Genomic DNA, 20095 nt, shown 5'->3' on the forward strand with positions numbered 1-20095 from the left:
ACTTCTTCGCGAGCAAGCCCGCTCCCACACTGAATCGTCAGTGAACACCGATTTGGTGTACGACGGAGATCAAATGTGGGAGCGGGCTTGCTCGCGAATGCAATGTCATGGGCGATGCAGCTATTAGCCGGACACATTGACCGCAGCAACACCGCGACGTTGCAGATAGATGTAGAAAAGCGCCGTCAGCACCGTTAATCCACTGACCAGCGCGCCGGTCCACGGCAAGTCCGCCAGATCCGCGCCACTGGCAACGACCAGCCCACCAATCCACGCACCGGCCGCGTTGCCGAGGTTGAACGCGCTCTGGTTCAGCGTTGAACCCAGATTCGGCGCTTCATGGGCCTGATCGATGATCAGCAATTGCAAAATCGGGCACAGGGCAAAGGCGAAGATGCCCCACAACACCAGCGTGATCGCCGCCGGAATCACCGAGTGACTGGTCTGCGTGAATGCCGCCAGCACGACCAAAACGGCCAGCGCCATGCCCACCAGCGACGGCAGCAATCGACTGTCAGCCAGGCGACCGCCGAGCATGCTGCCCGCCGTCAGTCCGACACCGAATAGCAGCAGCATGATGGTCACGCCATGCGGGCTGACGCCGGTGATGTCCTGCAGGATGGGGGCAATGTAAGTGAAGACGCTGAACAGGCTGGTCGACGCCAGCACGCTCATGCCCAGCGCCAACAACACGTTGACCTTGCCCAGCACTTTGAACTCGCTGGCGAGGTTGGCTTTGTCCATGGCGATGTCCTTCGGCAACCAGACCCACTGCGCGATCGCGGCAATCACGCCGATTACCGACACCGCCCAGAACGTCGAGCGCCAGCCGGCGTATTGCCCGAGCGCGGTGCCCAAAGGCACGCCCAGCACGTTGGCCAGGGTCAGGCCGGTGAACATCATCGCAATCGCTTGGGCGCGTTTGTTAGGTGCCACCAAACCGGCGGCAACCACCGAACCGATGCCGAAGAACGCACCATGGCAGAGCGCGGTGACCACTCGTGCGGCCATCAGCGTGGCGTAGTTCGGCGCCAATGCGCAAAGAATGTTGCCGAGGATGAACATCAGGGTCATGCCCAGCAGCGTGGCTTTGCGCGGCATGTTGGCGGTGCCGACCGCGAGGATCGGCGCACCGAACACCACGCCCAGGGCGTAGCCGGTGATCAGCAGGCCCGCGTGGGGGATGCTCACGGCGAGGTCGCGGGCGACATCGGGCAGCAAGCCCATGATGACGAATTCAGTGGTGCCGATGCCGAACGCGGCAACGGCGAGGGCAAGCAAGGCGAGTGGCATGCGCAAGGTCTCTGTCGGTAGTCTTGACGCTCTGATCAGGCATACGCATGCCGACGCCCGTTCTCGACGAGAGCGGGCGGTGGCAAAAATTATTGGAATTAGTCTGTGCGCAACTGAGTGCGGCGTGGTCGCTTGCAGTATAAACAGCTGCTGACATATGGCGAATCAATTATCTACCCGGTCAATGTAGGAGCTGCCGAAGGCTGCGGTCTTTTGATGTTGATTTTTTAAGATCAAAAGATCGCAGCCTTCGGCAGCTCCTGCAGGGGGGGGCGGGCAAATAATAAGGAGGGTGCCGTGCTTGCAACAGCACTGGTGTTGGTAGCGGCGCTGTTGCACGCGGCGTGGAATACCCTGATCAAATTCAGTGCGGAACGGCTGCTGGTGGTGGCCTGCATGGACAGCGTTGCAATGCTGTTTGTCGCACTGATGCTGCCGTTCGTGGCGTTGCCACCCCTGGACATCTGGCCGTGGATTCTGGCGTCGGCGGCGTTTGAATTGCTCTATCGCTACTTGTTGATCCAGGCGTACCGGGTCGGCGACCTCGGGTTGGTCTACCCACTGATGCGTGGCTTGTCGCCGCTGGTGGTGCTGGCACTGACGCTGATTTTTGCCGGGGAAGTGCTGACGAACCAGCAGATCTTCGGGATTCTGCTGATCCCGTTCGGCATGCTGTGCCTGCTCTGGCAAGGCGGCGGCGGTGCGCGATTGCCGTGGTCGATGCTGCCGGTGGTGGCGTTGATCGGCCTGTGCATCGGCTGCTACACCTTCATCGATGGCCAGGCGTTGCGGCGCTGGTCGCATCCGCTGGATTACCTGGTGTGGGTCACGCTGCTCAGCGCCTGGCCGTTCCCGTTACTGGCGCTGGTGCGTAAGCGACCGGCCTTCATGTTGTTCTGGCGTGAACAGTGGCGACTGGGGTTGGCGGTCGGGTTTTGCGTGTTGTTCAGCTACGCTCTGGTGCTGTGGGCCATGCAGCTGGGCTCGATTGCCGAAGCGGCGGCATTGCGCGAGATCAGCGTGATCCTGGTGGTGCTGTTCGGCATGCGTTACCTGAAAGAACCTTTCGGCAGGCCACGGCTCTTAGCCTGTGGGCTGGTGCTGACCGGTATGCTGGTGATGAAGTTTTGACTGGAACTCGACTCTTGAAACTTGAAGAAGGGATTGCGTTATGACGGTTGCTCTGTGGTGCATTTTGATCGCGATTTTCCTGCCCTATATCTGCACGGGCATCGCCAGGGTCAGTGGCGGGTTCAGGCCGAAAGACAACCATGACCCCCGTGACTTTCTCGAGTCACTGAATGGTTTTGGCCGACGTGCGTATGCGGCGCATCTGAACAGTTTTGAAGTGACTCCCGCGTTCGCGGCGGCGGTGATCGTTGCCCACTTGGCCGGCAATGCCGAACTGGTGACGATCAATGTGCTGTCGGTGTTGTTCATCACCAGTCGGCTGCTGTACATCATTTGCTACTTGGCGGACTGGGCGATTTTGCGATCGCTGATGTGGTTGGTGGGGATGGGGTTGATCGTCAGTTTCTTTGTGGTTTCTGTTTAAGAGCAAGATCAAGAGATCGCAGGCTTCGCCAGCTCCTACGCTCATCCGCGATTTTGCGGCGAGCCTGCGATCTTTTGACTTTAAAGCTTGTCGGTCACCTGAGGCACTTGAGGCAGGGCTGCACCTTTAGGCCAGAGCATCCAGATTTGCCCCTGCTGTTTCATGTCTCCCGCCAATTGCCCGGCCGCCTCGCCCGTGCCCCAGAACAGGTCTGCACGGACTTCGCCGGCAATTGCGCCGCCGGTGTCCTGAGCGGCTACCGGGCGTACCAGTGCGGTACCGTCCGGTTTAGTGGTCGACAACCACAACAGACTGCCCAGCGGAATCACTTTGCGATCCACCGCCGCGCTATAGCCTGCGGTCAGCGGAACGTTCAGCGAGCCGCGAGGCCCTTCGTTGCTGTCCGGGTTGCGGGTGAAGAACACGTAGCTAGGGTTGCTGCCCAGCAGTTCCGGAATGCGCGTCGGATTGGCCTTGGCCCAATTGCTGATGGCGCCCATGGTCACTTCTTCTTTTTTCAGCTCGCCCTGGTCCACCAGCCAGCGGCCGATCGGTCGATACGGGTGACCGTTCTGATCGGCATACGCAATGCGCAACTGGCGGCCGTCATCGAGCTGGATACGACCTGAACCCTGGATTTGCAGGAATTGCAGGTTCATCGGGTCGGTCAGCCAGGCAACGACAGGCGCCTTGACCCCTTGGGTTTCAATGGTGGCCGCATCGTCGTAAGGCTTGAGTACGCGACCTTCGAGTCGTCCGCGCAGGCGTTTGCCTTTGAGTTCCGGATAAATGCTGTCCAGAGAGACGATGATCATGTCCTCAGGCACACCGTACACCGGGATGTTCGCCACTTCGGTCTGGGTCAGGCTGCCGGGGTAGACCGGCTCGTAATAGCCGGTGATCAAGCCGTTGGGATTGTCATTGGCGGCGCGCAGGCCGTAGACGTCGAGGTTCTGCTTGAGGAAGCCACGAATGTCGCTGGCGGATTGCGGCACGTTGGCGGCAGCCGCGCAGGTCGAGCCCCACACCGGGTCGGCTTTGAGTCGGGTACAGGCGCTGCGCCACGAACCGAAGCCGGCGACCAGGTCGTTGTCGGACACCGTCGGAAGTGCTTCCCACGTGGCGCTGGAGTAGGTGGCCAGGGCGTGGGTTTTCGGTTGGTTGTTGTCGCCACCGGTGCAGCCCGCAAGCACGGCCACCATCGGAAGTGTCCAGGCGAGGTTGTGACGCCATGCCTTGAAACGGCTGTTCATGGAGTAATTCCTTTGTCGGTTGCCTGAGTGCTCCATGCGCTCAAACAACCCGTATTGATAATAGGGCTATTGGTCTTTGCCGATGACGCGAGGATACTGGCCGCCGTTTCCCGTGACCTGAAGCCACCATGACTCTTAAAAGACTTTCTGTTGTATTGCTGGCCTGCCTGACGTTGTCTGCCTGCGGTGGTGTCGATCCCAACTCGCCGCTGGGCCAGCGCAAGGCGATCTTCAAGCAAATGCTCAAGACCGGCGAAGACCTGGGCGGCATGTTGCGTGGTCGCATCCCGTTCGACGGCCCGAAATTCGCTGACGGTGCCGTGAAGCTCGATGCGTTGTCCCGTGAACCCTGGAAACATTTTCCGCAGGTGCGCGAAGAAGATCACACCAGTGCCAAGAGCGATGTATGGCAGAAACAGGAACACTTCCAGGACATGGCCCGCACCCTTGAAGTCGCCACCGGTGAATTGGTGATTGCCAGCAAGGTCCAGCCTTACAAGGCCAGTAACCTGGGGCCGGCCGTGCAGAAGGTCGAAGATGCCTGCAGTGCCTGCCATAAAGAGTTTCGGGGTCATTGAGTCCTGAGCTGATCCTTACTTATCCAGCTCATCGAGTGCGTCCTGCAGTTCCTTGCGGGACTCGGCGAGTTTGTCTTTGTGCTTGTTGATTTTCTCGGCGTCGCCTTTCTTCATGGCCTTGTCGAGGTCAGCCTGACGCTGGCTGACTTCGTGCTTGGCGTCGAGCACCTTGTTTTCCCGTTCTTTCTTCAGGGAAGCATCTGTGCATTGAGCAGTGACTTCACTCAGGGCCGTTTCAAGGCCTGCCTGCTGATCGGCGTTGCCGTGGGACTTGGCCAGTTCAATCTGGTTGATGATGCCCTGCTTCTTTGCGGCGCAGCCGGTCAGGCCCGGAGCTTCTTCGGCGGCCATTAGTGGAGCGGCCAGCACGCTGCAAAGGGTCAACAGGGCGAGCGGTGAAAGAAGTTTCATAAAGGCTCCATGTGAAAAAGCGATCGGGTCGATGTGGCGATGGGGAGTTTGAGCCCAGCGGCACCATTGGGTTCCCGGGTTGGCGGACATCGCCGGCCGTTAAAAACCGTCAATCCCCGCAATACGTAATGTTTCACTCAAGGCCAGGACCTGCGGGTCGCGGAAAAATGCGCTCAATTGCGCTGCGCGTCCCGGGCCGATGCCGGCTTCTGCCTGCCATTGTTCGGTGTTTCGTTGTGCCAGTTCCTGCCATGAATCGGCAAGCCGCGCCTGGCCGGTCGGCGGTAAACCCAGGGCTTTGAGCCAGCGAGTGAAAGGGCGTTGCCGGGCACTGTTGAAACTGTTCAAAAGACGAGCGCTGCTGCGTTCGCCGAAGCCGTCAATGTTAGCAAGCTCTTGAGCATCGAGGGTCAACCAATCCAGCAGGCCTTTCAGGCGGCCTGTTTCTAAAAGTTTCTCCCAAGTGCCAGGACCGACATGCGGCAACGCCAGTCCCTGCTTGCCGCTGAGCCAGGTCAGTCGGGCGAGGAATTGGCTTTCGCACCCCGGTGTCGGCTGCCAGCAACTCAAATGATGAAAGTCGTCCGCCAGCGGTACGCTCAATTCAGTGCGTTGAGTGCTGCGCAGCATGACACCGTCTAACCTTGGAATGGTCAGGCCTGCCAGGCTGATGGACACCTGATCGCCGGGGCGGATGTCCAGTTCTTCCCAGCGTCGCAGGGAGCTGACGCTCACGCGCTTGATTTGTCGGTCATCGAGTTTCACAGGTGTCAGTTCAAGTACCGGGGTGATCCGCCCGGTTCGCCCAATCTTGAAGTTGACCTTGCGCACTTCGGCCAGCGCTTGAGCAAACGGATACTTCCAGGCAACGCTCCAGTGGGGAGGCCGGGCCTGTCGGCGCTCGGCCGGTGGACGTTGGCTCTGACGCAAAACGATACCATCGCTGGCGAAAGGCAAGGGCGCGCGATACCAGTGATCGCGCCAGCGTTCAGCGTCGGCAAATGCCTTGATCGGCTGGCTGTACGGTGCGGTGCTCGGGAAACCCAGTTCGTCCAGGGCCGCCACGCGAGCGGGCAAAGTAGCCGGGCCCTGAGGCCAGTCCCAGACAAACAACCCTATACCACCGGCCTGATCGGCGTTCAGCTCTTTGCGTGCCATTAATCCGGCCACCGTGGCGCGGGCATTGAGGCTGCCAGCCCGGGCTTGTATGTGGTCAGTCAGGCGCCAGTAGAGTTCGCCTTGCACCAGCAGCTCCAGCGGTTGTGGCAGCGCTTGAGGAATGGCGGCGATCTGGCGCGCCGAGGTGGTCCAGTCCTGGCCGTTGACACCGTCACCGCGACTGATCGCCTGATGCAGCAAGCCATTGCGATAGATCAGCGTCACCGCTACACCGTCGACCTTGGGTTGTACCCAGATATCGTTTCGATCGCGCAGCCAGTCCTCTACCGCGCGACCATCACGGAGTTTTTCCAGGCCAGTGTGGGCGATGGGGTGGGGGATCGTGCCGCCGGCGGTGCGCAAAGGTTCGGGCGCCAAACCCAGGTCAAAACATTTCCGCCATTCGATCAGTCTCGCACGGGATTGATCATAGATTTCGTCGGGGACCAGTGAGCGTCCGTTGCGGTGATAGTGGTCGTCCCAGAGGTCGATTTGTTTCTGCAGTGACGTGATTTCGTCCAGGGCGCGTGCGGGTGGCCAGTCGGGGCACTCGCCAGCGTTTGAACTCAGGCAAAGAAAGGTCAGGAAAAAACAGAAAAACAGGCGCAGAAGCATTGTGAGCGTCCTTGCTCAGGAGAATGCTTTCAAGGCTAGTCAGCTTTCGGGCGTCGGTAGCGAGGATGTTTTTCGGTGTGTTTCGAGAGACAGGAAGATCAAGAGATCGCAGCCTCGTTTCACTCGACAGCTCCTACACAAATCCCTGTAGGAGCTGTCGAATGAAACAAGGCTGCGATCTTTCGATTTTCGCGCAATAAAAAGCCCCGCACGGCGAACCGTGCAGGGCTTTTGGTACCGCCGGGGAAGTCTTACAGGCCGGCAGCCGCGCGCAAGGTATCGGCGCGGTCGGTCTTTTCCCAGGTGAAGGTGGTGAAAGTGTCTTCGCCCACAGTCTTGGTTGTCGGGGTGCGACCGAAGTGGCCGTACGCAGCGGTTTCCTGGTACATCGGGTGCAGCAGGTCGAGCATGGTGGTGATTGCGTATGGACGCAGGTCGAACACTTCGCGAACCAGTTTGACGATTTTGTCGTCGCTGATCTTGCCGGTGCCGAAGGTGTTCAACGAGATCGACGTCGGCTGAGCAACACCGATCGCGTAGGAAACCTGAATCTCGCAACGCTCAGCCAGGCCGGCCGCCACGATGTTTTTAGCCACGTAACGACCCGCGTAGGCGGCCGAACGGTCAACCTTCGATGGATCTTTACCGGAGAACGCGCCGCCACCGTGACGGGCCATGCCGCCGTAGCTGTCAACGATGATCTTGCGACCGGTCAGACCGCAGTCGCCTACCGGGCCACCGATGATGAACTGGCCAGTCGGGTTGATGTGGAACTGGGTGTCTTTGGACAGCAGTTCGGCAGGCAGTACGTGCTTGACGATCAGCTCCATCACGCCTTCGCGCAGGTCTTTGTAGGACACGTCAGGGTTGTGCTGAGTCGACAGTACAACGGCGTCGATACCGACAACTTTGCCGCCTTCGTAACGGCAAGTCACTTGCGACTTGGCGTCCGGGCGCAGCCAAGGCAGCAGGCCGGATTTACGGGCTTCGGCCTGACGCTGAACCAGCTGGTGCGAGAAGGTGATCGGTGCTGGCATCAGCACGTCGGTTTCGTTGCTGGCATAGCCGAACATCAGGCCCTGGTCGCCGGCGCCCTGATCTTCAGGCTTGGCACGGTCGACACCCTGGTTGATGTCAGGGGACTGCTTGCCAATGATGTTCATCACGCCGCAAGTGGCGCCGTCGAAGCCGACATCGGAGCTGTTGTAGCCGATGTCCAGAATGACGTTACGCACGATCTCTTCCAGGTCGACCCAGGCCGACGTGGTGACTTCACCTGCGATGATTGCAACGCCGGTTTTTACCAGGGTCTCGACCGCGACACGGGCGAACTTGTCTTCAGCAATGATGGCGTCCAGCACAGCATCGGAAATCTGGTCGGCGATTTTGTCCGGATGCCCTTCGGACACGGACTCGGAGGTGAAGAGGGAGTATTCGCTCATCTCGATTTTTTCCTGAATTTACCGATGGTGAGTGTCGCCAGCCGGTCGCTGAAAATGGCGGACCTGGATCTGGAAACCATTACGTAAGCCTACATAGAGGCTTTCCCCGGGAACGAGTCCCGCAGCGGTGGCCCAACGGGCCAAATCGTCCTGTTCAAACCCCAACCAGAGATCACCGCAGGCCTCCCTGGCCCAACTCTGGTTGTGGCTACATAACTCTGTCACGAGCAGGCTACCGCCCGGTTGCAGCAAGTTGGCCATGTGCTTGAGAGCTTCGGCCGGCGCAGCGAAATGGTGCAGCACCATGTTCAGTACAACGCAGTCAGCCTTGAGGCGGACACCGTTCAATGCATCGGCCAATTGCAGGCTGACGTTAGCCAGCGTTTCACGTTCGCAAACCTGGCGCGCCAGTTCGAGCATCGCCGGGCTGTTGTCCAGCGCCGTGACCTGTGTAAAGCGGCGCGCCAGTTCCGGCAAAAATGCGCCATCTCCGGGGCCGACTTCGATGGCCGTGGCGCCTTCGCTGAAACTCAGCTTGTCGAGCAATGCCACCACGCTTTCGCGGTATTGCGGCAGACCGGCGATCAAGTCTTGCTGGGCGCGAAACTTCTCCGCGACCCGTGAGAAAAAGTCCTGGCTGGCCGCCGCTCGTTGCCCATGGACCTGACCGATCCGCGACTGCACATCGGCAGGCAGGGGCAGGTTGTCCACTTCTTCCAGTAGCGCGGCATGCAGCTTGCCGCCCAGCAGGTCGGTGTGGGGCAGGGCGCGACGGTAGAAAATCGCGTTGCCTTCACGGCGCGTCGCCACCAGATCGGCCTGGGCCAATACCTTGAGGTGATGACTCATGCCGGACTGGCCGATGCCAAAGATCTGCGCCAGCTCCAGTACGCCAAACGAATCGTTGGCCAGCGCGCGCAATACATTCAGCCGCAGAGGATCGCCGCCGGCCTTGCACAGGGCCGCCAGCTCATCGCAATCGTCATGTCGAATGGAAGGCACACGTAAATTCATAAGGCCAGCAGTCTAGTGACGGTCAGAAAACACCGCAAGAGCAATATCAAAAAGTTTTGATATTGCTCGATAGATGGCACTTCTCGGGGAAAGGGTCACTCTACAAATCGTCAGCGGAAAGGTTTCATCAGGCGAATGCGACTTTATCCACCGGAAAAACGCCTTCAGATGACTATCTGTCATTGCCCCGAGGCGGGTGGGTGAGGGAAAATGCTCGCCTTTTTTCCGTTTCGTTTTATTCAGCCCCCAGGAGAACAGCGATGCCCAGCCGTCGTGAGCGTGCCAACGCCATTCGTGCCCTCAGCATGGATGCCGTGCAAAAAGCCAACAGCGGCCATCCCGGTGCCCCTATGGGTATGGCGGATATCGCCGAAGTACTTTGGCGTGACTACCTGAAGCACAACCCGAGCAATCCATCGTTCGCCGACCGTGACCGCTTCGTGCTGTCCAACGGTCACGGCTCGATGTTGATCTACTCGCTGCTGCACCTGACCGGCTACGATCTGTCGATCGAAGACCTGAAGAACTTCCGCCAACTGCACAGCCGCACCCCGGGTCACCCGGAATTGGGCTACACCCCAGGCGTTGAAACCACCACCGGTCCACTGGGCCAAGGCCTGGCCAACGCCGTTGGTTTTGCCCTGGCAGAAAAAGTCCTGGCGGCGCAGTTCAACCGTCCGGGCCACAATGTTGTCGATCACCACACCTACGTGTTCCTGGGTGATGGCTGCATGATGGAAGGCATTTCCCACGAAGTCGGCTCCCTGGCCGGTACTTTGGGCCTGGGCAAACTGATCGCCTTCTACGACGACAACGGCATTTCCATCGACGGCGAAGTCGAAGGCTGGTTCACCGACGACACGCCGAAGCGCTTCGAAGCCTACAACTGGCAGGTCATCCGCAACGTTGACGGTCACGACCCTGAAGAGATCAAGATCGCGATCGAAACTGCGCGCAAAAGCGATCAGCCAACCCTGATCTGCTGCAAGACCACCATCGGTTTCGGTTCACCGAACAAGCAAGGCAAGGAAGACTGCCACGGCGCCCCACTGGGTGACGCGGAAATCGCTCTGACTCGTGCTGCACTGAAATGGAACCACGGTCCGTTCGAAATCCCGGCCGACATCTACGCCGAGTGGGACGCCAAGGAAACCGGTCGCGCGGCCGAAGCCGAATGGGATCAGCGTTTCGCTGCCTACTCTGCTGCCTTCCCTGAGTTGGCCAACGAGCTGATTCGTCGTCTGAGCGGCGAACTGCCGGAAGACTTCGCTGAAAAAGCCTCTGCTTATATTGCTGAAGTCGCTGCCAAAGGCGAAACCATCGCCAGCCGTAAAGCCAGCCAGAACGCATTGAATGCCTACGGCCCGCTGTTGCCTGAACTACTGGGCGGCTCCGCTGACCTGGCCGGTTCCAACCTGACCCTGTGGAAAGGTTGCAAAGGTGTTTCGGCTGAAGACGCCAGCGGCAACTACATGTACTACGGCGTTCGCGAGTTCGGCATGAGCGCGATCATGAACGGCGTGGCCTTGCATGGCGGTCTGGTGCCTTACGGCGCGACCTTCCTGATGTTCATGGAATATGCCCGCAACGCCGTGCGCATGGCCTCGCTGATGAAGCAGCGTGTCGTGTTCGTCTACACCCACGACTCCATCGGTCTGGGCGAAGACGGTCCGACTCACCAGCCGATCGAGCAACTGACCAGCTTGCGCAGCACGCCGAACCTCGACACCTGGCGCCCAGCCGATGCCGTTGAATCGGCGGTGTGCTGGAAACTGGCTCTGGAACGCAAGGACGGCCCTTCGGCGCTGATCTTCTCGCGTCAGAACCTGCAGCACCAAACTCGTAATGCGTTCCAGATCGCCGACATCGCCCGTGGCGGTTACGTGTTGAAGGATTGCGACGGCGAACCTGAGCTGATCCTGATCTCCACCGGTTCCGAAGTCGGTCTGGCGGTTCAGGCCTACGACAAGCTGACCGAACAAGGTCGTAAGGTGCGTGTTGTTTCGATGCCTTGCACCAGCGTGTTCGATGCTCAGGACGCCGGTTACAAGCAAGCAGTTCTGCCGTTGCAGGTCAGTGCCCGTATCGCCATCGAAGCCGCCCACGCGGACTATTGGTACAAGTACGTGGGCCTGGAAGGCCGCGTGATCGGCATGACCACCTACGGCGAGTCGGCGCCTGCGCCTGCCTTGTTCGAAGAGTTCGGCTTCACCCTGGAAAACATCCTGGGTCAGGCTGAAGAGCTGCTGGAAGACTGATCCAGAAGTTGCTTTGTCTGGACTGCCGCTTTCGCGAGCAAGCCCGCTCCCACATTGGAATGCATTCTCCTGTGGGAGCGGGCTTGCTCGCGAAGGCGTCGGTCCGACCAACACTGCAATAACGGATTCACCACGGTAATCGAGAACCCCATGCCTCAACCGCGTCCTTACAAAGTTGCACTCAACGGCTACGGCCGGATTGGTCGTTGCGTCTTGCGTGCGTTGTTTGAGCGAGGCGATAAGGCCGGGTTTGAAATTGTTGCGATCAACGATCTGGCTGACATGGCCAGCATCGAATACCTGACACGCTTCGACTCCACTCACGGGCGTTTTCCCGGGGAAGTGAAGGTCGAGGGCGATTGTCTGCATATCAATGGCGACTGCGTGAAGGTCCTGCGCAGTGCCACCCCCGAAGGCATCGATTGGGCGTCGCTGGGCGTCGATCTGGTGCTGGAGTGCTCCGGCGCTTACCACACTCGGGTCGACGGCCAGCGTTTTCTCGATGCTGGCGCACCGCGTGTGCTGTTTTCCCAGCCGATGGCCAGCGAGGCGGATGTCGACGCCACCATCGTCTACGGCGTGAACCAGGATTGCCTGACCGGCGACGAGCTGCTGGTGTCCAACGCGTCCTGCACCACCAACTGCGGCGTGCCGCTGTTGCGCCTGCTGGATCAGGCCATTGGTCTGGAATACGTGTCGATCACCACCATTCACTCGGCGATGAACGATCAGCCGGTGATTGACGCCTATCACCACGAAGACTTGCGGCGCACCCGTTCGGCGTTTCAGTCGGTGATTCCGGTGTCCACTGGTCTGGCGCGTGGCATCGAACGGCTGTTACCGGAACTTGCCGGGAGAATTCAGGCCAAAGCCGTGCGGGTGCCGACGGTTAACGTGTCTTGCCTCGACATTACGATGCAGACCGTGAGCGACACCGACGCCACCGAGGTCAACCGGATTTTGCGCGAGGCCGCCACCAGCGGCCCGCTCAAAGGCCTTCTGGCCTACACCGAGTTGCCTCACGCCAGTTGTGATTTTAATCATGACCCACATTCGGCCATCGTCGATGCCAGTCAGACCCGAGTTTCCGGCCCACGGCTGGTGAACATTCTGGCCTGGTTCGACAACGAATGGGGGTTTGCCAACCGAATGCTGGATGTTGCGGAACACTATCTGCAATCAGCTGGCTCTCCAAAACACTGCTCTCCAAAACAGTAGGAAATGCGACCCATGACCGTGTTGAAGATGACCGACCTCGATCTGCAAGGTAAGCGCGTACTGATCCGCGAAGACCTCAACGTCCCAGTCAAGGACGGTGTTGTCACCAGCGATGCGCGAATCCTGGCCTCGCTGCCGACCATCAAGCTGGCCCTGGAAAAAGGCGCGGCCGTGATGGTCTGCTCGCACCTTGGCCGTCCGACCGAAGGCGAGTTCTCGGCCGAGAACAGCCTCAAGCCAGTCGCTGATTACCTGAGCAAGGCCCTGGGCCGTGAAGTGCCGCTGGTGGCCGATTACCTGGGCGGCGTTGACGTGAAGGCCGGCGACATCGTGCTGTTCGAAAACGTGCGCTTCAACAAAGGCGAGAAAAAGAACGCCGACGAACTGGCCCAGCAATACGCTGCCCTGTGCGACGTGTTCGTGATGGACGCCTTCGGCACCGCTCACCGTGCGGAGGGTTCGACCCACGGCGTGGCCAAGTTCGCCAAAGTCGCTGCCGCTGGCCCGTTGCTGGCCGCCGAACTGGATGCACTGGGCAAAGCCCTCGGCGCCCCGGCTCAACCCATGGCTGCCATCGTTGCCGGCTCCAAGGTCTCGACCAAACTCGACGTGCTGAACAGCCTGAGCCAGATCTGCAACCAGCTGATCGTCGGCGGCGGCATTGCCAACACCTTCCTGGCCGCTGCCGGTCACCCGGTCGGCAAGTCCCTGTACGAGCCGGACCTGCTGGACACCGCTCGCGCCATCGCCGCCAAGGTCAGCGTGCCGCTGCCGGTCGACGTCGTGGTTGCCAAGGAATTCGCTGAAAGCGCCACCGCTACCGTCAAACTGATCGCTGATGTGGCCGCAGACGACATGATTCTGGACATCGGCCCACAGACCGCGGCGAATTTCGCCGAGCTGCTGAAGTCGTCCCAAACCATTCTGTGGAACGGCCCGGTGGGCGTGTTCGAATTCGACCAGTTCGGTAACGGCACCAAAGTCCTGGCCCAGGCCATCGCAGACAGCTCGGCATTCTCCATTGCTGGCGGCGGCGACACCCTGGCCGCTATCGATAAATATGGCGTTGCTGATCAGATCTCCTACATTTCTACCGGTGGCGGCGCGTTCCTCGAATTCGTCGAAGGCAAGGTTCTGCCAGCCGTTGAAGTCCTGGAAAGCCGGGCCAAGGCCTGAGGCCGCCCATTTGACCAGGCAAAGGAGTGTTCAGATGGTCAAAACATTAGCGCTGTTGATTATCGCGGGATCGCTGGCAGCTTGCGGGAGTAACCCGAAAGCCCCGAAGGTACCCGAGACGCCTGAACAGGACAAAGGCTGCTACCAGGCCGACTGGCAGGCGGAAACCAATCCGGTGATCAACAAGCGTTCCGGGCCTGATGGCCTGGACAAATATGAGACACAGACCCCGGCCAAGGAACATGGTTGCCCTTGACGGGTCTGACACTTTACTCAGGGCTGGCGGCGTGCGTCGTCAGTCGAGGAACATGGATGAAAGGTTTTATCGCCGTTGCGGCGCTGGCTCTACTGGCAGGTTGCGCTAATTTGAACCTGTTCAAGCCTGCCGAATCGACGGATAGCTGGATCACCTGGACCTGCGACAGTCAGGCCAAAGTGCTCTGGCGCTACACCGACGAAAGCCGCAAGGAAGTCGACGTTCGCCTGGGCGGTGCCGATCAGGTCTACCGCTTGAAACATGAGCCGGGCGCCGAAGGTTCGCTGTACAGCAATGACATGCTGGCGTTTCACATAAAAGGTGAGGAAGGCCTGGTGTACTGGGTCGCCACCAATGATTTGATCGGCCGCGGTTGTAAAGCGCAGTAAGACACGAAATTGATACACCACAGATCCAATGTGGAAGCAGATCCAAATGTGGGAGCGGGCTTGCTCGCGAAGGCGTCGGGTCAGCTTGCATCAACGTTGAATGTTAAATCGCATTCGCGAGCAAGCCCACTCCCACAATGAATCTGTGCGGGTACATCAGATTTTTGCAGCACCGAATGAGCGGAGCGGGCCAACCCCCGATCTGCAATAACTTGAATAGCCGCCGCCGCTACGGCAGGCTGGCACGATTAACGACCCTCAACCGGGAGAGACACACACAATGGCACTTATCAGCATGCGCCAGATGCTGGACCACGCAGCCGAGTTCGGCTACGGCGTTCCAGCCTTCAACGTCAACAACCTTGAGCAGATGCGCGCCATCATGGAAGCCGCTGACAAGACTGACTCCCCGGTGATCGTCCAGGCTTCGGCCGGTGCTCGCAAATACGCAGGCGCCCCGTTCCTGCGTCACCTGATCCTGGCGGCAATCGAAGAATTCCCGCACATCCCGGTGTGCATGCACCAGGACCACGGCACCAGCCCTGACGTCTGCCAGCGCTCCATCCAACTGGGCTTCAGCTCGGTGATGATGGACGGTTCCCTGGGCGAAGACGGCAAGACCCCGACCGACTACGACTACAACATCCGCGTCACCCAACAAACCGTGGCCCTGGCTCACGCCTGCGGCGTATCGGTAGAAGGCGAGCTGGGCTGCCTGGGTTCGCTGGAAACCGGCATGGCCGGTGAAGAAGACGGCATCGGTGCCGAAGGCGTTCTGGATCACAGCCAAATGCTGACCGACCCGGAAGAAGCCGCCGACTTCGTCAAGCGCACTCAAGTCGACGCCCTGGCCATCGCCATCGGCACCAGCCACGGCGCCTACAAGTTCACCAAGCCGCCTACCGGCGACGTGCTGGCCATCGACCGCATCAAAGAAATCCACAAACGCATCCCGAACACCCACCTGGTGATGCACGGTTCGTCTTCGGTTCCGCAAGACTGGCTGGCGATCATCAACCAGTACGGCGGCGACATCAAAGAAACCTACGGCGTACCGGTTGAAGAAATCGTCGAAGGCATCAAGCACGGCGTGCGCAAGGTCAACATCGACACCGACCTGCGCCTGGCGTCCACCGGTGCGATGCGTCGCCTGATGGCCACCAACCCGAGTGAATTCGATCCGCGTAAATTCTTCGGCGCGACTGTTACTGCCATGCGTGATGTGTGTATCGCCCGTTATGAAGCGTTTGGTACGGCGGGTAATGCTTCGAAGATCAAGCCGATCTCGTTGGAAGCGATGTATCAGCGTTATTTGAAAGGTGAGTTGAACGCTAAGGTTAACTAAGACTTTAGTGTTTTAGTCTCATAAAAAACCCGCCGCGAGGCGGGTTTTTTGTGGGCGAAACGTTTTTGCATAAAATGCGCCGACGGTTGGAATGTGACCTGTAGCGGACATGTTTTTGCTCAATTTAGAAAAAGTTCGTAATAGGTTACATTTTTATCCCGAGATTTATGGCTGACATGCTCTACGTTATATGCTGTGCACTCACCCAATCCGACCAAGGCCTAATTGTTGAGAATACCAAACGCCGGTAGCTCCAGTGAAGTTTCGCCTCCCGTTCAGAGCGTTAAAGTCGGAAGTTGTAAGTGTCCAGCTTTCTGTATTCTCACCCACCGTCCCGTTGAGCGTAATAGTTGTGGAGTTTGCCCCAATGTTCTGCGTCCCGTTGATTGTTCCAGTTTCTCCATTAATATTGGCGGTCGCGTAACCGGACCTGCATAGTCATCACTGCTATGGACTGTCAAATAGACGTGATTTTCGGCAAGCGCACCATAAAAAGTTCCAACTAGAGCGCCCCTAATTTATATCCTTGTGATGTTGAAAATAACAAAAATGAAAGAAGAAAGAAGAAAGAAGAAAGAAGAAAGAAGAAAGAAGAAAGAAGGGTGGATTTATTTATGTGCCCTGTTCTTCTTTTTTTGTGTTTCGTAGATAAGGCTAGTTCTGTGAGAGTGCACGGTCACCTGTAATAAGTGACAGCTTTTAATATCTTTTTGCTATAGAAAAACAGGTTTTTTGCGGAAGGAAGTGAGGGAGAGCTAAAAGGAGGCTAAAAGGGGATAGGCTGGGACAGATTTATTTAATCGTCCCCTAGTACTTCTATTCCAGTTGTTTCGCAGGTCTGCCGCGCGCTCGACATGATATTCGCAATCCAGTGATTTGTTCAATTTCGTCTATAAATCGAGGATTGCACGTCAGTTGGCCGTGTTGGAGGGCACCTCTGATCAACTGCAATTCACAAAAGGCATAGACTTTCACGTCGAATAGGGTTTTGAGCTCTCGCAGATCTTCGAGGTAGCGTTTGTAGTCACTCGGCTCGGCGAACACGACCTGCTTGTTGTGGCCGCGTTGCACGACATGATGCGGATAATTGGGTAACACAACACGTCCCATTCTGGGCATATAGCCTCCTCCTTGTAGTGATAGGGGAAGCGTAGCAGCAAATAGACGTGTTCCTGGCGGAAAAGCCGTTCCCAGCATTTTTTCTTTAAAGTTATATCTGTTATCGCAAAAATGTATTAAAAACTGTCATTTATTACAGGTGACTTAATGCTGGCTGCTACCTATTGTTTTATGCGTGATCCGAGAAAAAGAATGTTGATTAAATAGATCTGTCCCCTTTATTTCGCTTTATTTCGTCCCCTTTATTTCATTGCCATTTATTGATAGCGAAAAATGCTCCGTATCTTTCGATACGGAGCATTTTCTTTGAGCACTGCGCAGATTACTAGGTTTTCGCACCGTCTGGAGAGGCTGGTTTTTTGTGGGTGTAACTTTCGATCATGAAATACTATGTATCATAAGATACTCATTCTAGGAGGCAGTCGGAACTGAATACTCCACAGATAAAAGCGGTTTATTCTCGGCGGATGAACTCCACTTTAGGTCCCCAGCTGTCACTTTCGTTGGTGTCATTATTAGTGCCGTCATAATGAATCCCGACTGAAATTTTCCCGCCAATCTCACGAGCAAAATTGACAGTTAATTCTGTTTCGTAGGTGTGCCACTGTGTATCTTGACTCATGGTGTCAGGTGAGTTAACGCGCTGGGAAGTATTGCTTTCAATGAGGATATTTATATTTGCCCTATACCAATTTTTGTTGGTCGGTCGGGTGGTTAGCATATACTGCCGCGTTCTTACATATAGTCGGCCATTCTCTACTTTGTATTGATATGTAACCTGGCCCTTCAATTCGGGGACACGAACATGCTGGTGGCTATATGTGAGAGTTGGTGCGCCATCCCAAAAGCCGGCGGGGAACTGCTCTCCCCCTTCTTCTCGGTATGAACCGTCTTTTTCAACGAACTTCGGGTTGCGTGTTTCTTCATTTTTGGTTTTTTCAACCATTTTACACCTCCACAAATTAGTAGAAAAAAATCGAAAGTAATAGGGGCGAATTTATTTATGTATCTTGTTTTGTTTTTTGTGTTTCGTAGATGAGATTAGTTTGAGTGGTAAGCACAGTCACCTGTAAAATATGACAGTTTTTTATATCTTTTAGCTATAGGTGAAAAAGGAAAGTTGACTAAAGAAAAGGACAAGAAAAGGGGGCTGGTTTATTTAATCGTCCCCTTTTCCCTTAAACGGCTCAGCGATTTATTGGCTCATCAAACCCACGTTGCTCAATCACCCGAAACACATCGCTCACATCCTGAACCATGATCCGGGCGATGTTGGTGACGGTGTTGATGTCGTTCTCGGCATAGTCGGGGAGGCTGGTGCAGGCCATGAGGTTCAGATATTTGAGGACGGCGTTGAGGCGTTCGCTGACGCAGTTGTGGAGTTCGCGTAGCGGGGCGTCGCTGTCGATGAGGAGGACGGGGTAGTCGGTGGCGAATTGGGACATGGGGGTGAAGCGGCGGGGCGGATTATTCATTTTCATAAGTAAATCTTCCTCGAATCTAAAAGAAGAGCTACTGCCGTTCGCTGCGAAGCGAATTGGGTGGTAGCTGTGTGCGGGTTCGCAGACCAGGGATACGAGGAACCCGGCAGACCCGGAGGTCTCCCACACACAGCCACCATAAAAAGGAGGACGGGTGCTGATGCGCCCGTGATTTTCGAGGCGCTAGGTTACTACACGTATCGTTAGGGCTGCGAAACCCTATCGCCAACGATGTCAGCGACAGGCTAACTTTAGGCAGCGATTCGGGTAGCCGCAACCGGGCTGTAGGACGCCTTTCCGGTCATTTGGCGAGACGGTTTGGTCTCATTCGGTGGCGTAGCGGCAATAGAACCGTCCGATGTGATGTGTCTGAGGAAATTGGGGGGGAGGGTTTGGCGCTGCTTCGCAGCCCAGCGGGAGCAAGCTCCCTCGCCACGGTCGGAGGAGTCCTACGAGTTTTGCGGACGCCAGGTTTTTGTAGCAGCTGTCGAGCCTGCGAGGCTGCGTTCGGCTCGGGCCGCGTTCGGACGGAGCAGTCGTAAATCAGACAACGCATTTATTCAGGTAGACCGGGTTCCTCGGGCTTGCGAGGACTTCGTCCTCGGACGCAGCCTCGCAGGCTCGGCAGCTGCTACAGAGATCGAGTTGTTCTTGGGAGGGTTGGGGCGCGGAGCGTCCCGGGCGGCATTCCATTGCTGCGCGTGGGAACGATCAGGGTGAGGGGGGATTACTTATCGTGATCAATATCCAGATTGCTGAACGTCACTTGCCCGCCTTCGCTGGTGTACCCGGTGTTGTCCTGCACATAAACCCCGGCCTTGAAGTACAGCGGCTTGACGCTCCAGGTCTTGCTGATTTCGGTGTCCCACTGGTAGCCCGCCGCACTGATGCCCAGCGCGCCGCGCGGGCTCAGGTGGATGAGGTAGGAAAACTCCCGATCCAGTTTCACCCCGGTAGCAATGGTGATTATCCGTGCGCTATCGTCATCAGGGTGCATACGAACCTTGGCGACGATGTTGCCTGACTGCGTAGTGGTGCTGTACTGATACTCGAGCTTCACCATGGGCTTCTGGCTTTCATAGGCGTGGATCTGGCCAATAACGATCTTCCCCGAACTCGGTACCTGATTCACCGCCATGGTGGCGCGCAGGGTATTGTCGGCGTCCGGGTAGCGCCAGTTTTTCAGGGTGCCATTGCTGTAGGTTTCGCGAAGTTCAGTGCGGGGGTACTTTGCGTTTTCAGTTTTGGAACCGGTGACCGGGGCCCAGAAAAACAAGGTGCCGGTGTCGGAGTGGAAGTATTGGTCCTTGAAGCCATCCACCAGTTTTGACGTTTCAACGGTGTACGGCGGATTGCCGACAGGAACACTGAGGTTCCAGGTTGCGAGATCAATCATAGACAAAAGCTTCCACGGTTTTTTTACTGCACGCACGTTCCAGAAGCTCTGGCACGCGCCTTGGGGGCAATCCTTATAATCGCAGAAGTTCAATTTGTTAATGCGTAAATGACAAACGGGTGACGTCAAAATCCTGTC

The 20095-nt window shown here is 57.4% G+C and carries 18 protein-coding genes and 1 pseudogene; 9 read left to right on the plus strand and 10 right to left on the minus strand.

All coding sequences use genetic code 11. The annotated features are described in order from the left end of the window. Positions 1-123: 123 nt before the first annotated feature. Entirely contained in the window at positions 124-1293 is a 1170-nt protein-coding gene (locus CUN63_RS14680) for an MFS transporter (protein ID WP_008152004.1), read from the minus strand. A 297-nt stretch (positions 1294-1590) separates the two neighbouring features. On the opposite strand from CUN63_RS14680, the gene CUN63_RS14685 reads away from it, so the two are divergent. Together CUN63_RS14685 and CUN63_RS14690 are read left to right on the plus strand one after the other, a co-directional pair. Continuing rightward, positions 1591-2424 (plus strand): EamA family transporter, encoded by an 834-nt coding sequence (locus CUN63_RS14685; RefSeq protein WP_129440415.1) that lies wholly within the window; start codon positions 1591-1593, stop codon positions 2422-2424. Positions 2425-2464: 40 nt separating this feature from the next. Continuing rightward, a complete protein-coding gene (locus CUN63_RS14690) occupies positions 2465-2848 on the plus strand; it encodes an MAPEG family protein (protein WP_129440417.1) in 384 nt (127 codons plus the stop codon). Between the two features lie 80 nt (positions 2849-2928). Here the strand turns inward: CUN63_RS14690 and CUN63_RS14695 are convergent, their stop codons facing one another. Then, the gene (locus CUN63_RS14695; RefSeq protein WP_129440418.1) at positions 2929-4101 is read right to left on the minus strand and encodes a murein transglycosylase A; all 1173 of its coding nucleotides are present in this window, start codon (positions 4099-4101) and stop codon (positions 2929-2931) included. Between the two features lie 128 nt (positions 4102-4229). Between CUN63_RS14695 and CUN63_RS14700 the strand changes: the two genes are divergently transcribed. Then, positions 4230-4679: a cytochrome c gene (locus tag CUN63_RS14700; RefSeq protein WP_129440420.1), complete on the plus strand. Its 450-nt coding sequence runs from the start codon at positions 4230-4232 to the stop codon at positions 4677-4679. A 15-nt stretch (positions 4680-4694) separates the two neighbouring features. On the opposite strand, the gene CUN63_RS14705 is transcribed toward CUN63_RS14700, so the two are convergent. The 4 genes from CUN63_RS14705 to CUN63_RS14720 form a co-directional block, all read right to left on the minus strand. Next, a complete protein-coding gene (locus tag CUN63_RS14705) occupies positions 4695-5090 on the minus strand; it encodes a DUF1090 domain-containing protein (RefSeq protein WP_129440422.1) in 396 nt (131 codons plus the stop codon). A 99-nt stretch (positions 5091-5189) separates the two neighbouring features. Further along, positions 5190-6863, minus strand: coding sequence for an NAD-dependent DNA ligase LigB (gene ligB, locus CUN63_RS14710; protein WP_129440424.1), 1674 nt, complete (start codon positions 6861-6863; stop codon positions 5190-5192). Between the two features lie 251 nt (positions 6864-7114). Further along, on the minus strand, positions 7115-8305 hold the full coding sequence (gene metK / locus CUN63_RS14715) for a methionine adenosyltransferase (protein WP_129440425.1): 1191 nt from the start codon (positions 8303-8305) through the stop codon (positions 7115-7117). 18 nt (positions 8306-8323) lie between these two features. Further along, positions 8324-9319: a metalloregulator ArsR/SmtB family transcription factor gene (locus tag CUN63_RS14720; protein ID WP_129440427.1), complete on the minus strand. Its 996-nt coding sequence runs from the start codon at positions 9317-9319 to the stop codon at positions 8324-8326. Between the two features lie 260 nt (positions 9320-9579). On the opposite strand from CUN63_RS14720, the gene tkt reads away from it, so the two are divergent. The 6 genes from tkt (at position 9580) to fba (ending at position 15961) form a co-directional block, all read left to right on the plus strand. Then, positions 9580-11577: a transketolase gene (tkt, locus tag CUN63_RS14725; protein ID WP_129440429.1), complete on the plus strand. Its 1998-nt coding sequence runs from the start codon at positions 9580-9582 to the stop codon at positions 11575-11577. 150 nt (positions 11578-11727) lie between these two features. Next, positions 11728-12795: an erythrose-4-phosphate dehydrogenase gene (epd, locus tag CUN63_RS14730; RefSeq protein WP_129440431.1), complete on the plus strand. Its 1068-nt coding sequence runs from the start codon at positions 11728-11730 to the stop codon at positions 12793-12795. Positions 12796-12807: 12 nt separating this feature from the next. Next, positions 12808-13971 (plus strand): phosphoglycerate kinase, encoded by a 1164-nt coding sequence (locus tag CUN63_RS14735; protein WP_129440433.1) that lies wholly within the window; start codon positions 12808-12810, stop codon positions 13969-13971. A gap of 34 nt (positions 13972-14005) precedes the next feature. Further along, positions 14006-14227 carry a hypothetical protein gene (locus tag CUN63_RS14740; protein WP_046045274.1) on the plus strand — a complete coding sequence of 74 codons (222 nt, stop codon included), beginning with the start codon at positions 14006-14008 and terminating at the stop codon, positions 14225-14227. Positions 14228-14283: 56 nt separating this feature from the next. Further along, positions 14284-14616: an MliC family protein gene (locus CUN63_RS14745; RefSeq protein WP_129440434.1), complete on the plus strand. Its 333-nt coding sequence runs from the start codon at positions 14284-14286 to the stop codon at positions 14614-14616. A 280-nt stretch (positions 14617-14896) separates the two neighbouring features. Continuing rightward, the gene (fba, locus tag CUN63_RS14750) at positions 14897-15961 is read left to right on the plus strand and encodes a class II fructose-bisphosphate aldolase (RefSeq protein ID WP_046045276.1); all 1065 of its coding nucleotides are present in this window, start codon (positions 14897-14899) and stop codon (positions 15959-15961) included. A 954-nt stretch (positions 15962-16915) separates the two neighbouring features. Here the strand turns inward: fba and CUN63_RS32190 are convergent. The 4 genes and pseudogenes from CUN63_RS32190 to CUN63_RS14770 all read right to left on the minus strand — a co-directional run. Then, a pseudogene (locus CUN63_RS32190) lies at positions 16916-17080 on the minus strand (transposase); the annotation flags it as partial. Between the two features lie 454 nt (positions 17081-17534). Next, positions 17535-18026: a hypothetical protein gene (locus tag CUN63_RS14760; protein WP_129440438.1), complete on the minus strand. Its 492-nt coding sequence runs from the start codon at positions 18024-18026 to the stop codon at positions 17535-17537. Between the two features lie 241 nt (positions 18027-18267). Beyond that, the gene (locus tag CUN63_RS14765) at positions 18268-18561 is read right to left on the minus strand and encodes a fructose-bisphosphate aldolase (protein WP_129440440.1); all 294 of its coding nucleotides are present in this window, start codon (positions 18559-18561) and stop codon (positions 18268-18270) included. A gap of 727 nt (positions 18562-19288) precedes the next feature. After that, positions 19289-19957, minus strand: a complete 669-nt coding sequence (locus CUN63_RS14770) for a polysaccharide lyase family 7 protein (protein WP_129440442.1) — start codon at positions 19955-19957, stop codon at positions 19289-19291. Positions 19958-20095 lie beyond the last annotated feature (138 nt).

Origin of the sequence: Pseudomonas sp. ACM7, from assembly GCF_004136015.1 — a bacterium.
Taxonomy (GTDB): Bacteria; Pseudomonadota; Gammaproteobacteria; order Pseudomonadales; family Pseudomonadaceae; genus Aquipseudomonas; species Aquipseudomonas frigoris.

Bases quoted from the DNA above. Each gene is read 5' to 3' on its own strand.
- CUN63_RS14745 (WP_129440434.1), top strand. From the start codon at position 14,284: ATGAAAGGTTTTATCGCCGTTGCGGCGCTGGCTCTACTGGCAGGTTGC.
- CUN63_RS14705 (WP_129440422.1), bottom strand. From the start codon at position 5,090: ATGAAACTTCTTTCACCGCTCGCCCTGTTGACCCTTTGCAGCGTGCTG.
- CUN63_RS14680 (WP_008152004.1), bottom strand. From the start codon at position 1,293: ATGCCACTCGCCTTGCTTGCCCTCGCCGTTGCCGCGTTCGGCATCGGC.
- tkt (WP_129440429.1), top strand. From the start codon at position 9,580: ATGCCCAGCCGTCGTGAGCGTGCCAACGCCATTCGTGCCCTCAGCATG.
- CUN63_RS14740 (WP_046045274.1), top strand. From the start codon at position 14,006: ATGGTCAAAACATTAGCGCTGTTGATTATCGCGGGATCGCTGGCAGCT.
- CUN63_RS14760 (WP_129440438.1), bottom strand. From the start codon at position 18,026: ATGGTTGAAAAAACCAAAAATGAAGAAACACGCAACCCGAAGTTCGTT.
- ligB (WP_129440424.1), bottom strand. From the start codon at position 6,863: ATGCTTCTGCGCCTGTTTTTCTGTTTTTTCCTGACCTTTCTTTGCCTG.
- CUN63_RS14695 (WP_129440418.1), bottom strand. From the start codon at position 4,101: ATGAACAGCCGTTTCAAGGCATGGCGTCACAACCTCGCCTGGACACTT.
- epd (WP_129440431.1), top strand. From the start codon at position 11,728: ATGCCTCAACCGCGTCCTTACAAAGTTGCACTCAACGGCTACGGCCGG.
- CUN63_RS14690 (WP_129440417.1), top strand. From the start codon at position 2,465: ATGACGGTTGCTCTGTGGTGCATTTTGATCGCGATTTTCCTGCCCTAT.
- CUN63_RS14770 (WP_129440442.1), bottom strand. From the start codon at position 19,957: ATGATTGATCTCGCAACCTGGAACCTCAGTGTTCCTGTCGGCAATCCG.
- CUN63_RS14720 (WP_129440427.1), bottom strand. From the start codon at position 9,319: ATGAATTTACGTGTGCCTTCCATTCGACATGACGATTGCGATGAGCTG.
- CUN63_RS14700 (WP_129440420.1), top strand. From the start codon at position 4,230: ATGACTCTTAAAAGACTTTCTGTTGTATTGCTGGCCTGCCTGACGTTG.
- fba (WP_046045276.1), top strand. From the start codon at position 14,897: ATGGCACTTATCAGCATGCGCCAGATGCTGGACCACGCAGCCGAGTTC.
- metK (WP_129440425.1), bottom strand. From the start codon at position 8,305: ATGAGCGAATACTCCCTCTTCACCTCCGAGTCCGTGTCCGAAGGGCAT.
- CUN63_RS14735 (WP_129440433.1), top strand. From the start codon at position 12,808: ATGACCGTGTTGAAGATGACCGACCTCGATCTGCAAGGTAAGCGCGTA.
- CUN63_RS14765 (WP_129440440.1), bottom strand. From the start codon at position 18,561: ATGAAAATGAATAATCCGCCCCGCCGCTTCACCCCCATGTCCCAATTC.